This window comes from Bacteroides faecis MAJ27 (genome assembly GCF_900106755.1).
Classification (GTDB): Bacteria; Bacteroidota; Bacteroidia; order Bacteroidales; family Bacteroidaceae; genus Bacteroides; species Bacteroides faecis.
The window spans coordinates 82,502-98,719 of the sequence record NZ_FNNN01000005.1; the positions used below are offsets into that span (position 1 = coordinate 82,502).

A 16,218-nucleotide genomic window follows, 5' to 3' on the forward strand; every position below is an offset into this window, starting at 1 on the left:
TTATTTCTTGAAGATCCTGTCTATATCCAGCGAAAGTCCCAACGTAAGATTGGTGCCCGTTGTGGTAGGTGAGTTGAAATAATAGTAATCAGGCACATAATCGAACAGGTTGTTTACAGCCAGATTCATATTTACTCCTTTGATGATTCCCAACGAGAAGGTAAGATCCCATATCATATATCCCGGATACTCTACTGCCTGACTTCCGGCAGCCGGATTATTGAAACTATCGTTGTATATGTTGGTTTTCACTTTCGACAGCACGCGTCCGTTGAGTGAATAGTTGAAATCGACTTTATTCAGCGTTTTGCTCCAGTCAATTCTTACAGTTGCTGTGTGAGGGCGTGTATCTGTGAACTTTTTTTGTCCGTCGTGCATGAACTCATGAATATAAGTGTATGACAGACGATAGCCGAGTCCGCAAGGATATTTTGCGGAGATGTTGGCATCAATTCCTGCAATATCCATTTTGTCGGTATTGGTATATATTTGTCCCTTGGGGTCTTCACTGTAAACGGTATTGATACGATTATGCACCAGATTATAATAGCCTGTCACAGAAAAGTTATAACGGTTCTTGGTATATTCGGCAGATACGGAGAAATTGTGACTCGTTTCCGATTTCAAATCCGGATTACCATAGATCATCATCATATTTGCCATATTGAATACCATATACATCTCCTTTAGAGTAGGGGAGCGGAATCCTTGCGAATAAGATCCTCTTAATGAACAGTTGCCTATCTTGTACATCATTCCCAGATGTGGAGACAAATGACGTACATTCGAATCAGAGAAATAGTCGAACCGCAATCCGGCTATTACGTTCAGCCTTTCTGTCGGATTCCAGTCGAACTGTCCGAATGCGTCTGCTGTATGCATAGTATGGTCCGCGTTATCAGTAAACTGGTAAGACATCAGATAATCGCGCAGATAATCGGCGCCGACAGTTAGCGTATGCTTTCCATTAAAGGTATAATTGTAGAGTGCATGTACATTGTGTTGCACGTTGCTGTAATCACGTACATCATTTTTATAAAGTGACTGATAGTCGCTTTTGTCATACTGGTCAAAGGTATAACCAACTTCAAGATTACTCATAATATTGAAAGTATAGTTAGCTTTCATTCCGCCACTGAATCCCCGATATCTGTCTTGGGTATCTCCCGGCTTATTACGTTCACGGAAATAATATCCCGCTCTTCCTGTCAGTTTGAGTGTTTCAAGCGGATGATAGATTAGACGTTCTTTAAAGTTCCATACCCGGCTTCCAAACACTGTAGAGAAGTCTCCCGGGTTGTCTACGGCATAAGTGTCGACATTGTTATATTGTACGTTGGTCAGGCTGTTGAATTTGCCAGCATTGAATCCCACAGTGCCGCCATATCGCTGGTCATTGTGTTCGGAGAAGCGCGAATTGAGATTGAGGTTCCATGGATCATCCGATTCGCGGGTAATGATATTAATCACTCCTCCGATAGCGCTGGAACCGTAAAGGGTAGATGCTGCTCCCTTTACTATCTCTATGCGCTCGACATTGTCGAGATTCAGACGCTCATAGTCTACATTATTAAGTGTTTCTCCTGCTAACCGTTCGCCATCTACCAGAAACAGCACGGAGTTACCCCCAAAACCTTGCATGTTGATGGCGGTTTGCTGATCCATGGAAAAGGTAAATTCGATACCGGGCAATTCTGTCTTTAGCAGATCGGCAACGTTATTGGCATTTACTTTCTTAATATCCTCCGAGGTGATTACCCGAGTGATGATGGGAGCATCTTTCAGCAATTTGGGAGTACGGGTACCGGTTACAACGACCGTTCCGAGGTCGAACTGATCTTCGGATAAACGAAAATTCACTTTCTTTTCCTTTTCGGTAGTTATTCTTTTTTCTTCTGTTTGATAACCTATGTAGGATGCTGTGATGATATATGAACCGATTCCGGGGAGTTGTAATGTATATGTTCCGTCAGCAGTAGTGACAGCTCCTGTTTTTTCTCCTTTTATGGAGATGGTAGCACCTGGGAGAGGTTCTCCGTTTGTATCAGTGACACGTCCGCTGATATGTTCTGTTGATTGTTGTGCGAATGTGGAACAGGTTGCTATAAAGGAGAATAGTAAGATGGATACTATATATGTAGGTTTCATTCTTTGTAATTGGTTTCTTAGTTGTTTTCTTCGAAATCAAGCGGATATAGAAAATCGAAGTCGATATATCCTTTTATGCCTCTGGCATTGGTATAGTTGGTAAAACGAATTGCTGCATAGGTGTTATCCTTCAGCCGTATCAGATAAACTTGATTGGACATCGTATAAATAGGGGGCATACTTGAAGTATCTACATTCAACCAGCCGGATAAGATCTCATTGCGATAATCTTCTGTATATTTAATGTTTCCTTCCATCATGCCGGACATATCGATTGCTATTTTATCAGTTGTCCATTCATCTTTTATAAAATTTTCTTCAGCAGGAAGTTTTCCACTTGCTTTCAGCTCATCAATATTAGTATAGGTCGTCTGATAGGCTGCACCTTCGTTTGTTTTGATATCGTAACGGTGGATGGCGAGATCCCATTCTGCCGGTATCTCACTTTTATGTTCCTCTCCGATTTCTACAGTTGTTGCTTTGCGTTCGGATAAATCGATATATACCCAGTTGGTGTACTCGGTAGTATTGATTTGTGAAAAGCTACTTTCTTTAATTTCCATCTCACTTTCGATGGGATCATCATAAATCCCTTCAAACATTCCATTACAAGCTGAGAGCGACATCGTCGCTCCCAGTATCATGATATTTTTGAAAATAGTGTGACTACTTCTTCTCATATCTTCTTTCAAATTAGTTATTGTGCACTACTTTTGCTGCTTCCGGTGAAAACTGCCGTGATTGGCATAGGCATACTTCCCGGTTTGAAAGCTACAGTGATTTCAGCGGTACCGTCTGTTGCAACTGTACCTTCCAGGCTTACACCTGTAATTGGGGTAGGAGTGCCGGTTGAAGATTCTGCCTCAGATTCGAATTCACCTAAACTTAGTGTGTAGCCGCTAGTTGTTTTTTCAACGTTTACTCCGTTAATCGTGAAATCTCCCAGACTCATATTACTTCCTCCTCCGGTTAAATTGCCAAATCCGTTCAGGGTGATATTTACTGTAGTTTCTGAAGCACGTTTAACAATTGCTTTGCAATTTTCGGTAGAACCGTATGAACTTCCCATAACACTGATGGAAAGATTAGTATTGTACTGATAGGTAGAAGCTACATAATAAGCAATCGGAGTTTCTGCTTGAATGAATTCGATGTCGATACCGCCCATCGGTACGGGAACATTCGCTTTGAGAGTTAATACCTTTGCATCGCTGACACTACCTTCCAGTGTATATTCGTAGTTACCCGGAGTGTTTCCACCCATGGCCAAAGCAACTTCACCTTCACCTTTGAAAGATTTAGAAGAAACTTTCAGATTATTCAGTATGAAATCTCCGGACCCAGATTTATATACCAGATTGATAGTACCATCCGAATTGGCTATAATGGTGGCACTGGCATCGGCTCCCATTAGATAGTCGGAAAACATTTTGCTTTCACCAATAGAATAACCTTTATAAGTGCCGGCAATTGCTTTCGCTTGTTCTGCATTGTCGGTATCGTCGTCGCTGTCACTACAAGAAACAAAAGTTGATGATAATGCCATAAGGGCAATCATCCATAAGTTTAATATTTTCATCCTTAATTTTGATAGATAATGATTAATTTATTTTTCGTCTGCAAAGTTACGGGGATATATAAGCAAGGACAATACCTAAAAGAAATGAAAAGAAATAGGGCGTTTAATCATATGTAGGTATTAAAGATAACTGGTTTATATTTTTACAGTCATTTATAAGCTTTAACTTAGGAGTCTGCTCAAGATTAGGGAGAAAAATATGAACTATTTATTTTAGCATTTGTTTCCTGGATACAGGATATAAAACTATATATAATATGGAATCTCATCATCACGAACATACTCATCGGATAACTTCGCTCAATAAAGCTTTTATAATAGGTATTGTTCTAAATCTCTCTTTTGTGATAGTTGAATTTGGAGTTGGTTTCTATTACAATTCTTTGGGGCTGCTTTCTGATGCCGGACATAATTTGGGTGATGTGGCAAGCTTGATACTTGCTATGCTGGCTTTTCGGTTGGAGAAAATTCATTCGAACAGCCGTTATACTTACGGATATAAAAAGAGTACCATATTAGTATCTTTATTGAATGCGGTTATATTGTTGGTCGCTGTCGGAATAATTATTGCCGAAAGTATTGATAAGTTGTTTTATCCTGTTGCAGTAGACGGTTCTGCTATTGCATGGACAGCAGGAGTGGGAGTGGTAATCAATGCACTTACTGCGTGGCTTTTTATGAAGGATAAAGATAAGGATCTGAATGTGAAAGGTGCGTATCTGCACATGGCGGCAGATGCATTGGTGTCTATAGGTGTAGTTGCTTCCGGTATCATTATCATGTATACGGGATGGAGTATTGTCGATCCAATTATCGGACTGGGGATAGCTGTGGTTATTGTGATTTCAACATGGGGACTTCTCCGTGACAGTCTTCGGTTGTCATTGGATGGTGTTCCTGTGGGGATAGATATTAATGAAATAAGGCAGATAATACTGGATCAGCCCGGCGTGGAGAGTTGTCATCATCTGCATATATGGGCATTGAGTACTACGGAGACTGCTTTAACTGCACATATAGTCATTGATAATATGGAAAGAATGGAAGAGATAAAACATCTGATCAAAGCACGGTTGGAAGAAGCGGATATTCATCATGTTACTTTGGAGTTTGAATGTGAAGGCGTACCGTGCGAAACTGAAAATGACTGTTTTTAGGTATTTTTAGCTGATGATATAGTTATATATGGTGATTGTCCGGGCTGTGAATAGTGTCTATTTTTGCAGTCCGGATAATACTATATAACAAACGCTAAAATGAGAGCATTTATTATCACTTTAATTTTTATCTCTGTAATTTATTCTACAACTACTTATGCCCAACAAAGAGACGTTGAACTGACCGGTATGGTCACTGATCATCAAGGTGAGCCACTTCCCGGAGTTACCATTCGTGTCAGGAATACACAGTTCGGTACGGTAACAGATACTGACGGACGCTATCTGTTGCGTGGGCGGTGGAAAGAGGGAGAGATAATTGTCTTTTCTTTTGTGGGAATGAAAGATGTCCGTATAAAGTATAGCGGGCAAAAAGTACAGGATGCTGCCATGCAGCAAGATACCAAGTCACTGGATGAAGTTGTTATAGTTGCCAAATCGAATATTAATGAGCTGGATATTCGTGCAAAATCGGGCGTGGTGCAACGGGTAGATATGGAAAGGTTAAACAGCAAACCTATGATTGACATGTCTTTGGCTTTGCAAGGAACGGTTCCCGGACTGATAGTGACAAATACGGGTGACTTGGGTTCGAAGCCCAAGATACGCATTCGTGGAAACTCATCTTTCCGTGAAGGAGACTCGGCAAACGAGCCGCTTTATGTGAAAGATGGACAAGTTATTTCGTCGGATGCTTTTATGACACTCAATCCATCAGATATAAAGGAAATAAAAGTGCTGAAAGATGCTGTTGCCTGCGCCTTATATGGCATTAAAGCAGCTAACGGAGTGATTGAGATTACTTCCTTGCGTGGAAATCCGGACGGGAGGCTGACAACCAATTACAGTTTTAATATGGGTATTACCACCCGTGGCCGCAGAGGAGTGGAAATGATGGATACTGACGAGAAACTGGAGTTGGAGCGATTGTTACAAAATGCTTCCACCCCGGGATATCGCTACAGTGAAGATTATTATCGGAAGTATTACGCTGCCGATCCCAATCTCAATCAAATGATAGCCGAAGGACAGTCTGTACTGGATTCTCTGAGAAATATCCATACCGACTGGTTCGATGAATTGATACACTTGAGTACTTACCAACGTCATAACCTGAGTGTAAGGGGCGGAACGGAGAATACTTCTTATTATGCATCTGTCAATTATGCCCAGCAAGGTGGACGAGTGCCGGGAAATGATACGCACCGTTTCACTGCCAGTTTGAGTCTCGACCAGAAATTGGGTCGATGGGGTTACCTTTCGGTAAGTACGAATGCAGGATATTCTGCAACGGATACTCCAAATGGTAGTGTGTATTCACCCACGGACCTAGTTTATCAACTGAATCCTTACGAGACACCTACCAGTAAATTAATATCTTACTCCAACGAGTCGTCTGAATATACTTATAAAGATTTGCTTAGTCAATATAACAGCAAATCGACCGATAAGCGGGGAGGAGTGAGCGGAAGTCTGAACTTGCAACCTGTCAAAGGACTGGATATTGATGCCGTGGCAGGTATTGATGTGGTACTGAATGAAGCATTGACATTAGTACCTTCCACTTCTATTCAGGAGCGTAAGAGCGGATCTCCTGTGGAAGAACTCGGTAAACTGACGAAAGACAAGAACGTGACGACGAATGTTTCTTCCAATATACGTATTACCTACAATAAGGTGTTTGCCGACAAACATGATTTTACGGTCGGCGGCAATATGGACTACTATATGACAGATGCTGACAATGTCTCCATTGTAGGTTACGGAGTAGGTACTCAAATGTCTCCTGCGGCTATCAATCAGTCTATATCCGGTAATCGTAAACCGTCGGTTGGATCGTTGAAAGAAAAGACTGCTCAAATGGGATTTGGATGGGTGATGGGGTATAGCTTCGATGCTACTTATGACTTTTTTGCTACGTATAAGGCGGATGCTTCTTCGATCCTTCCCAAAGACAAGCGATGGAATGCCGCGTGGGCAGTCGGTTTGGGGTGGACGGTGAGTCAGTATCCTTTCCTGAAAGATAATGAAGTAATTTCTCATCTGAACCTGAAAGCCTCTTATGGAAGAATGGCCAATCTGGCAGGTGTATCTGCTTCATCGACTATCGGAACTTTCTCTTATTCGACAAATTATTACGGCAATGCCCGTCTCTTGCAACTGCTTGCACTTTATAATACGGATTTGAAGCCGGAGCAGACGACGTCTACAGATGTCAGCCTGTCGTTCGAACTGTTTAAACGCCTGACATTAAGTGGTAATATTTATCGGAGGGAAACAAGTGATGCACTGCTGGATGTTCCTGTTCCTTTGTCCAACGGCTTTCATACCATGAAACGTAATATTGGAGTACTTCGCAATGAGGGGTACGAACTGAGTGCTTCCGTAAAGGTGCTGGATACTTCGGACTGGCGTTTGTCTTTGCGTGGTTCGCTGGCTTACAATCGCAATAAGGTAGTCGACTTATATTATTCCGACCGTCTATATACAAGTGAAGAGGAGGTTGTTCCTACTTATGAGGTCGGAAAAGCTTACGATATTGTTTACGGGTTGAAGTCTCTCGGCATTAATCCTATCACCGGGCTTCCGGTATTTCAGGGAGCGGATGGCCGTGAAATACCGGCTACTGAAACTCCGGTGAAGGAGAATATTATAGCGTTGGGGCATGCTACTCCTCCCTATAGCGGTACATTAAATCTGAGTTTTTCATACAGGGACTTTGACTTGGATATGGACTTTTATTATGTATTCGGAGGTATCAAACGATATAACTACAGTTATGTACGTTCATCCGACACTTCGATAAAGAATGCCATTAAAGGACAAGTACAGGATATGTGGTTCAAACGGGGAGATGAAGGTAAAAAATATCATTCACCTTATTATAGCTCGTCTGCCCTTGCTTCGTTAACGCTGTATCCTAATACGGAAACGGTGGGAAAAAGTGATTATCTCAAACTGTCTATGGTGTCGTTACGCTATCGTGTTCCACATGCTTTTCTTGAAAAGAACATCCGTTTTATTCAATATGCTAATGTTGCTTTTCAGGCTTCCAACCTGTTTATGATTACTCCTTATAGTGAGTCCGATCCGGAAACGGGAACACTGGCAGGAGGAATGCAACCGGTATTAACAATCAATCTAAGTTTGACTTTTTAATTAGAGAAGTGTATGATAACAATAATACATAAAATAAAAGATTGGAGTTATTTATTGGCAATATGCTGTGTAGGTACATCGTGTTCGCTTGATATTCCTTATGAGAACCAGTTTTCCGATCCGGATGCCGTCACTACTCCGGCTGCTGCCCGTGAATTGCTGGCATCTGCTTATTCGGAACTGCCGACCCCGGAGTTTAATTTGTCTGTATTGGGAGATGATTTTGAGCCGACATATCTGATTGCTCGTAACTCTTCTTTGAGTAATCTGTATAAATGGCAGCCACAGCCGTTGGAAGACATTTCCTTATCCATGTGGCAAGAATATTATGCAACAGTAGCTATTGCCAATGCAGTATTGGAGCGCATTGATAATGTGAGCATAACTTCGGATAAAGAAAGGCAGGAAATACGTTGTATCGTCAGTGAAGCGAAACTGTTGAAAGCCTATTGTTATTTTAATCTGTTACGCCTTTTTGCTCCTGCTTATGCCGATGGTCCGGAGAAAGACGGTATCATTCTGAAAGATGAGTTTAAACTGGGATTCCTGAAGCGTTCGAGCATAGGGGAATGTGTTACAGCTATTCGTAACCTATTGACAGAAGCTGTAGAAGTGGAGAATAATCCTGCACAGGAATATTGGCTTTCTCAATATAGCGGGTATTATCTGCTGGCTGAATTGGAATTATATGCCGGGAATTATGAACAGGCAGAAGAGTATGCGCAAAAGGTGATTGATATTAAAGGAGGGTATGATGTGTTGACGACAGCCGGCTATAGCAAGTTGTTTGGAAACGAAGTTTGTGATGAACGTATCTTTTCTGTTTATACCTCCGGTTCGTACTATACCGATATGAACTACGATAGGGATAAGGGGGATTTCTTTACGCTGAACACGTCTTTGGTCCGTCTTTATTCCGAAGGAGATATTCGTTATGACGAGACCGTCTATTGGTTTGCAATGTCGGGAGAAACGGTAGGAGAGATCACTTCGTCTCCTTATTTGGGAAAATATAACAAGATGAATTGGGAGAAAAAGGAAACGCGGTATATCAATAAATTCCGGGTGGCAGGTGCCTGCTTTATTCTTGCGGAGGCTTATTGCCGTGACGGGAAGGCGCATGATGTGCAGGCGGTGAAAGTGATGAACGAGTATCTCGCACGGCGGGGAGCGACTTTGCTGGATGAAAATCTTAGCGGTGAGGTATTGTTGAAAACTGTCCTTACGGAAAAATGGAAAGAATATGCGGGAGAAGGAGAGCGCTACTTTGACTTGAAACGTTGCCGGAAAGAAATATTGTCGGATTGGAATGTTTCCGGTTCAATGGACGGCAGACGAATACAGAAAGATGATTATCGTTGGACATTCCCCATTCCCAGGGGAGAATATCTGTATAATGAGAATGTGTCGCAGAATGAAGGCTGGACTAAAATAGAGAATTAAGATAGCTAATTTGAATTACAAATAAAAAGAAGAAAAAATGAAGAAGTTTTATGTTTATGCAATGGGGGCTTTAATATTGCCTTTCCTTGCTTCGTGTGGAGATGACAAAGAAGATAGCGGATATACAGGAGTGAATCAGATTTATTTGTCGGCTGAGAATCCGGTAGTAGAAGAAACGGAAGCTACGCCATTGACGGTGAATGTTGATCTGACTAAAGCTTGTGAGCAGAACATTACGCTCAATTTCGAGATTTTGAATGATGAGAAAGAGATATTAAGGTTGGAGAGCAATCCGGTCACTATTCCGGCAGGAAGTAAATCGGCTATTTTTCAGGTAGTGTCCAACCAAAAAGAGCTATTGACGGAAGATACTTACTTTGAAATTGGTATTTCTACATTTCCTTTAGACAATATGAAGTTGAATGCTTCGTTAAGAGTACGTGTGAAGCCTAATCCTCAGATACCTGAACTGACGGAAGCCCAGAAAATACTGATTGAAGGCTATAAGTCGAAATATGGCATTGATCTGACCGATTGGCTGGGAGCTGTAACTTATCATACAAAAGTGGAGAGTCCTGCCAGTGATTATCTTCCTCCTTTTGCAGAGCCTTTCACCAAAGATTTTGATGGAAAAACGATAATAACGCTGAGTGACCAGTCTACGGAAGAACTGCCGGTATTGAAGATGGTGGACGATCCGATGGGACTCACAGAATATCTGGCTTGGGTGTTGAGAAAGGAAACGATAGAAAACGATGAATTCTGGTATGGAGAATATGCAAGTCCTGCTTATGCTCAGATTATGGAATTGTTGAATTGGAATAAGGCGAACCCCGGGACTTTTACGATGTCTTTGGATGGAATAAAATTGAAAAATATTTCGGATGGAACGGCTACCGTTGATTTTCTGCCGGTGAGTGTACCTGATGTTCGTACGATTATTCCTTTTGAATATGTATTCAGCCCGTGGGAGCTCCAGAAAAAACTGATTAAAGAGGGAAATCAGATAGCTATTGATCTGGAAGAGGCTGACGGCACAGCTAATCCGGCTCATTATTTGCAAGCGTCTGATGTTGCAATAGATGAGTTGGAGGATGGAACCTTTATGCCTCCGGTTGGGAAAATTGATTTCAAAGCGAAGAAGCTGACTTTCCAATTTGTGTTTGATCATGCGTATGCCGGAGGGTATAATCGTGCCAATGTCGTTTATGAAAAGAAATAATATAAAAAAATGCTTATACATAGTGGCTATCTTCTTAGCTGCAATGTATGTCAATATACCGGTTTATTCCAATTCTCGGTCTATCCCTGTCTCTCTTCCCGCAGGGACACTGGAAGGACATCTGCCCAATGGCTTGCACTATCTGATATTGCAGAATCCTTCTCCTGTTTCCCGCGTTGAATTTCGTTTGGTGATGCGTGTTGGTTCTGTACAGGAAACCGAACAGCAGAAAGGATGTGCTCACTTCCTGGAACACGTGGCTTTCGGCGGAACCACTCATTTCCCCAAACGTTCGCTGGTAGAATACCTGGAATCTCAGGGCATGAAGTATGGGCAAGATATCAATGCTTTTACCGGTTTCGACCGTACCATCTATATGTTTGCTGTCCCTACCGACCATCAAAAGGAAGAAGCTGTCAATCGTTCCTTACTGATCATGCGTGACTGGCTGGACGGTATTTCCATGAACCCTGAAAAGGTAGAGAATGAAAAGGGAATCATATTGGAAGAACTGCGCGGTTATGACTTGGGAGACGACTTCTATTCGCTGAAGATAGGACAGGGGATATTCGGACGGCGTATGCCGTTGGGAACAGCAGAAGATATTCGGAAAGTAACGCCACAGATACTGGAAGAGTATTATCAAAAATGGTATATCCCCTCTTTGGCTACATTAATTATTGTAGGCGATGTGGCTCCACAGGAGATAGAAGCCCGGATCAAAGAATACTTTTCTTCATTGCCCAAACGTTCGTCAGATGATTTCCGGACTTATCCGCTGGAATATGAGAAAGGTATTCATTTATCGGAAATCCGTGACTCGTTGCAGACGAAAACAAAAGTAGAACTGATGATTCCGCATCCTTGCGTGGTAGAGCGTACGTTGGGAGATGCAGTGCGGAAAAATATGGGAAGATTACTTGTACGTGCTATTTCCTCCCGTTTCAATGGTAGGAAGTTGAAGACGAATGTGTCAGATCAGTGGTATCTGAGCGATAAGAATCATCTGGTCCTGACGGTAGAGGGAAAAAACAGAGAAGAGCTATTGACTGCTCTCTCTGCTGCCGTAGCCGAATTGAATCATCTGATTCGGAATGGATGGGAAGAAGAGGAGTTAAGGGATATAAAAGATGATTTTTGCCGTCAAATGGCATCCGGTACCAACAATATTTCCCGTTCTTCTTCCGCTTGGTGTGACGATTTCGTTGATTATGTCATATCCGGCGACCGGTATCTGACTGACTCAATTCAGCAGACACAGCTAAAGATTGCCATGGGTGAGCTACAAGGTAACGCTCTGCAAGCATTATTGAAAGAATGGTACTCGTTTTATAAGGAAGCTTTGTTGGTAGCTTGTAGTAGTCATTCCGGCTTAGGTGCTCCGTTGACCAAAGAGGAGATTGCTGGGGCATGGTCGCATGGTGAACAAACAACCTGCTCTCCTTATACCTATGTGAGTCCCGAGAAAGAGGAAGAAACTGAAATCGCTACTCCTCCCTGCCTTGCGGTATGTCCTCCTTTTGATGCTACTTCTATTACCCGCATTGCGGAATACCCGAAAATGAACGTCCGCGAGATAGAGCTGAAAAATGGAATCCGCTTAATTCTCAAACCTACCCAAGAAGCAGACACATCTCTGTTTCTGACTTCTTTCGCCCCTTTCGGAACCTCGTCTTTGTCTGACGAAGAATATCCTCTACTGGAGGGTATGGCGGGATATATGGACATGGGGGGCATTGCGAAGGTAGAAGGAAAGATTCTCTCGGACTATCTCTCCCAGAAAGAGATTTCGCTTACGATGGCAATGGAGAACCATTGGCATGGCTTCATGGGAATGGCTCCGGTTACCGGTGCGACGGAGTTTTTTAATCTGATTTATGAAAAGATATTCGACCCCGAACTAAGACGGAATGATTTCGAAGAAATACGTCAGGGATTACTCCGGGATTACGGAAAGGAAACCGTTTTAGAAAAAATGTTGAAGCGTGCACCGGACCGCCTCTTGTCCGCCCGTATGGATGAATTGATGGGAGCAGCTCTGCCCCGTTCTTCGCGTAAACTGTCTCTCGAACAGATGGAAGGTTTGAATCTTGATTCTATCGCGGCTTTCTACCAGAAACTCTATACACGTCCTGAAGGGACAACGTATGTCATTTGCGGCAATTTCAATTCGGACAGTGTCATGCGCCAGTTTGTATCGGTATTCGGACGTATTCCTGCTTCATCGTCTCCGTCAGAATACGCGTATCCTCCTTTTGAACTTCCTACGGCCAAGTACGTAGAAGGTTTTCCAAATGACAATGAAACGCAGACATTGTTTGACTATCTCTTCTTTGGGCATTTCGAACCTGGACTGAAAAGTACATTAACGCTGAAACTGATGCGTGATGTCATTCGCAGCCGCCTGATATCTGTTCTCCGTGAACGCGAATCGCTCGTTTACTCGCCTTACATCTCTTTAGTGTACGACGGTATCCCGTGGGGAATATTTTATTTTGATATCAATGCGTCCGCCGACAATCGTAATATGCCGGGCATAGATGTTTTATTGAAAGATATTCTGCAGAAGCTGCAACGTGAGGAAGTGGATCTGGAAGAACTGCAAACCATCAAACGTTCTTTCCGGATAGCAAAGCGTGAAGCACTGAATGAAGAAGCATCTGCCACATGGCGGTCTACACTGGTCGGACTGCTGAAAAACGGAGAATCACTTGCTGACTTCGAACGGTATGAGGAATGCCTTGACAGCATAACTCCCGCCGCTTTGCGCGAAGCATTTGAACGTTATCTGGATATCGAGAATTACGTTCTATTATATTTAAGTAAAAAACAACTGAATAATGACACAAAGAATAATTAATCGTGTATTATCTCTGGTATGTTTGTGTTGCTGTTTCCAGAACATCATGTATGCTCAGGAGGAAACCGGCAGACGTGCTTATACCTTATTTGATAATACCGGCAAAGAAATCACTTACGGCGAATTGATTCGGCATCTTTCCGGATATGACATTGTCTTTCTGGGAGAGATACATAATTGCCCCATAACTCATTGGCTGGAATTTGAGATCACTCGTTCGCTTTACCACCTTCATAAGAACAAACTGATGTTGGGGGCAGAAATGTTGGAAAGCGATAATCAATTGATTCTGGACGAATACATGCAGCGTAAAATTTCTTATGACCGTTTCGAAGCGGAAGCCCGTTTATGGGATAATTACAGTACAGACTATTATCCGGTTGTTTTCTTTGCCAAAGAGCATGGTATTCCGTTTATTGCTACCAATATCCCCCGTCGTTATGCCAATAGCGTGAAAAACGGAGGGCTTGAAGTGCTTGATTCTTTATCTGCCGAAGCTAAGAAGTATATAGCTCCCCTTCCTGTTCCTTTTGAATATAACGAGAAAGAAAGTGAAGCGGCATTTAGCCTGATGAATATGATGGGAGGAAAGAAAACCGGGGACAATGAGAAACTGGCTCAGGCACAAGCCGTAAAGGATGCTACCATGGGCTGGTTCATTGCCCGCAACATGAAAGATAAATTCCTGCATATCAACGGAAGTTATCATTCGGACTTTAAAAGTGGAATTATCCCTTATCTGCTTCGTTACCGTCCCGGTACGAGTGTGGTGACAGTCACTTCCGTACGTCAGGAATCCATCAGTAAATTGGATGATGAAAATAAAGAACGTGCTGATTTCTACATTTGTGTACCAGAAGATATGGTGACCAGTTACTAAAGGCGGAGCTGAATCTATATCAGTGAAAAGAATAAAAGTCTCTATAAAACAACTTTATGGAGACTTTTTTTGTACCTTTGCGCCCTTAAAACTAACTAACCTTTTATTTTTATGTTTACTGACTTATTGCATTCCTCTTATTTCTCCCTTTTCCTGATTGTTGCATTGGGATTTATGTTGGGTAGAATTAAGATTAAGGGGCTATCGCTTGATGTGTCAGCGGTGATCTTTATTGCTCTTCTTTTCGGACACTTCGGCGTTATCATTCCTAAAGAATTAGGAAACTTCGGTCTGGTACTTTTTATCTTTACCATTGGTATTCAGGCTGGTCCGGGATTCTTCGATTCTTTCCGTAGTAAAGGAAAGACGCTGATTCTGATTACTATGCTTATTATTAGCTCGGCCTGCCTGACAGCAGTCGGACTGAAATATGCATTTGATATTGACACACCGAGCGTTGTCGGATTGATTGCAGGGGCTTTGACCAGTACTCCGGGACTGGCGGTAGCAATTGACAGTACAAACTCTCCGCTGGCATCCATTGCTTATGGTATCGCTTATCCGTTTGGGGTCATTGGAGTGATCCTGTTCGTGAAATTACTTCCCAAAATTATGCGTGTAAATCTGGACCAGGAAGCCCGTCGCCTTGAAGTAGAGCGTCGTGGACAATTTCCTGAATTAAACACATGTATTTATCGTATCACAAACGCTAGTGTCTTTGGCCGTAGTCTGATGCAGATAAATGCACGTGCGATGACAGGAGCGGTCATTTCGCGCCTGAAGCACAAAGATGAAATATCTATTCCCACTGCGCATACGGTATTGCATGAAGGAGACTATATTCAGGCAGTAGGCAGTGAAGAATCGCTGAATCAGTTAGCAGTATTGATGGGTAAACGGGAGGAAGGTGAACTGCCTTTGGACAAGACACAGGAAATCGAGTCTTTGTTGCTGACTAAAAAAGACATGATTAATAAACAACTGGGAGACCTGAACTTACAAAAAAACTTCGGTTGTACAGTGACCCGCGTACGTCGAAGTGGTATTGATTTATCTCCGTCCCCCGATTTGGCATTGAAGTTTGGTGACAAGCTGATGGTGGTAGGAGAGAAAGAAGGTATAAAAGGAGTAGCTCGGTTGTTGGGAAACGATGCGAAGAAGCTTTCCGATACGGATTTCTTCCCTATTGCGATGGGTATTGTATTAGGAGTTTTATTCGGCAAACTGAATATCTCTTTCTCCGATAGCTTGTCATTCTCTCCGGGGCTGACAGGAGGAGTGCTGATGGTAGCTCTTTTCCTGAGTGCAATCGGTAAAACCGGACCTATTCTCTGGTCTATGTCCGGACCCGCCAATCAGTTGTTACGCCAGTTAGGTTTACTTCTCTTCCTTGCCGAAGTAGGAACTTCCGCCGGAAAGAACCTCGTAGCTACTTTTCAGGAAAGTGGACTGCTGATGTTCGGAGTAGGAGCAGCTATTACAGTGGTGCCGATGCTGGTAGCCGTACTTGTAGGACGACTGGTATTCAAAATCAGCCTGCTTGACTTGCTGGGAACCATCACAGGAGGTATGACAAGTACTCCGGGATTGGCCGCTGCCGATTCGATGGTGGATAGCAATATTCCAAGTGTAGCCTATGCAACTGTTTATCCGATAGCTATGGTATTCCTTATTTTGTTTATCCAGGTGATAGCCTCAGCTGTGTATTAATGAAAATCAATATATATAGGTATTGATTGTTAAAAAATAGTTCGTATCTTTGCCGCCTCA

The 16,218-nt window shown here is 42.6% G+C and carries 10 protein-coding genes; 7 read left to right on the forward strand and 3 right to left on the reverse strand.

The window, feature by feature from the left end:
• The 3 genes from BLW31_RS05980 to BLW31_RS05990 are packed head-to-tail and all read right to left on the reverse strand — an operon-like array spanning window position 1 to window position 3,727.
• Window positions 1–2,148 carry a TonB-dependent receptor gene (locus tag BLW31_RS05980; RefSeq protein WP_010538469.1) on the reverse strand — a complete coding sequence of 716 codons (2,148 nt, stop codon included), beginning with the start codon at window positions 2,146–2,148 and terminating at the stop codon, window positions 1–3.
• Window positions 2,149–2,165: 17 nt separating this feature from the next.
• On the reverse strand, window positions 2,166–2,828 hold the full coding sequence (locus BLW31_RS05985; protein ID WP_029425604.1) for an HmuY family protein: 663 nt from the start codon (window positions 2,826–2,828) through the stop codon (window positions 2,166–2,168).
• Between the two features lie 17 nt (window positions 2,829–2,845).
• Window positions 2,846–3,727, reverse strand: coding sequence for a calycin-like domain-containing protein (locus BLW31_RS05990; protein ID WP_032837105.1), 882 nt, complete (start codon window positions 3,725–3,727; stop codon window positions 2,846–2,848).
• 257 nt (window positions 3,728–3,984) lie between these two features.
• On the opposite strand from BLW31_RS05990, the gene BLW31_RS05995 reads away from it, so the two are divergent.
• The 7 genes from BLW31_RS05995 to BLW31_RS06025 all read left to right on the forward strand — a co-directional run bounded on the left by BLW31_RS05995 (window position 3,985) and on the right by BLW31_RS06025 (window position 16,158).
• A complete protein-coding gene (locus BLW31_RS05995) occupies window positions 3,985–4,884 on the forward strand; it encodes a cation diffusion facilitator family transporter (protein WP_010538466.1) in 900 nt (299 codons plus the stop codon).
• A gap of 99 nt (window positions 4,885–4,983) precedes the next feature.
• Window positions 4,984–8,043 carry a SusC/RagA family TonB-linked outer membrane protein gene (locus BLW31_RS06000; RefSeq protein WP_010538465.1) on the forward strand — a complete coding sequence of 1,020 codons (3,060 nt, stop codon included), beginning with the start codon at window positions 4,984–4,986 and terminating at the stop codon, window positions 8,041–8,043.
• Window positions 8,044–8,055: 12 nt separating this feature from the next.
• Entirely contained in the window at window positions 8,056–9,486 is a 1,431-nt protein-coding gene (locus tag BLW31_RS06005) for a RagB/SusD family nutrient uptake outer membrane protein (protein ID WP_022301150.1), read from the forward strand.
• Between the two features lie 37 nt (window positions 9,487–9,523).
• The gene (locus tag BLW31_RS06010; RefSeq protein WP_010538463.1) at window positions 9,524–10,708 is read left to right on the forward strand and encodes a DUF4929 family protein; all 1,185 of its coding nucleotides are present in this window, start codon (window positions 9,524–9,526) and stop codon (window positions 10,706–10,708) included.
• Window positions 10,695–13,568, forward strand: a complete 2,874-nt coding sequence (locus BLW31_RS06015) for a M16 family metallopeptidase (protein ID WP_029425602.1) — start codon at window positions 10,695–10,697, stop codon at window positions 13,566–13,568. Before BLW31_RS06010 ends, BLW31_RS06015 begins: the two co-directional genes overlap by 14 nt.
• Window positions 13,549–14,448 carry a ChaN family lipoprotein gene (locus BLW31_RS06020; RefSeq protein WP_010538461.1) on the forward strand — a complete coding sequence of 300 codons (900 nt, stop codon included), beginning with the start codon at window positions 13,549–13,551 and terminating at the stop codon, window positions 14,446–14,448. Before BLW31_RS06015 ends, BLW31_RS06020 begins: the two co-directional genes overlap by 20 nt.
• A gap of 111 nt (window positions 14,449–14,559) precedes the next feature.
• Complete coding sequence (locus BLW31_RS06025; RefSeq protein ID WP_010538460.1) at window positions 14,560–16,158, forward strand: aspartate:alanine exchanger family transporter; 1,599 nt, start codon at window positions 14,560–14,562, stop codon at window positions 16,156–16,158.
• The last annotated feature ends 60 nt before the right edge of the window (window positions 16,159–16,218 follow it).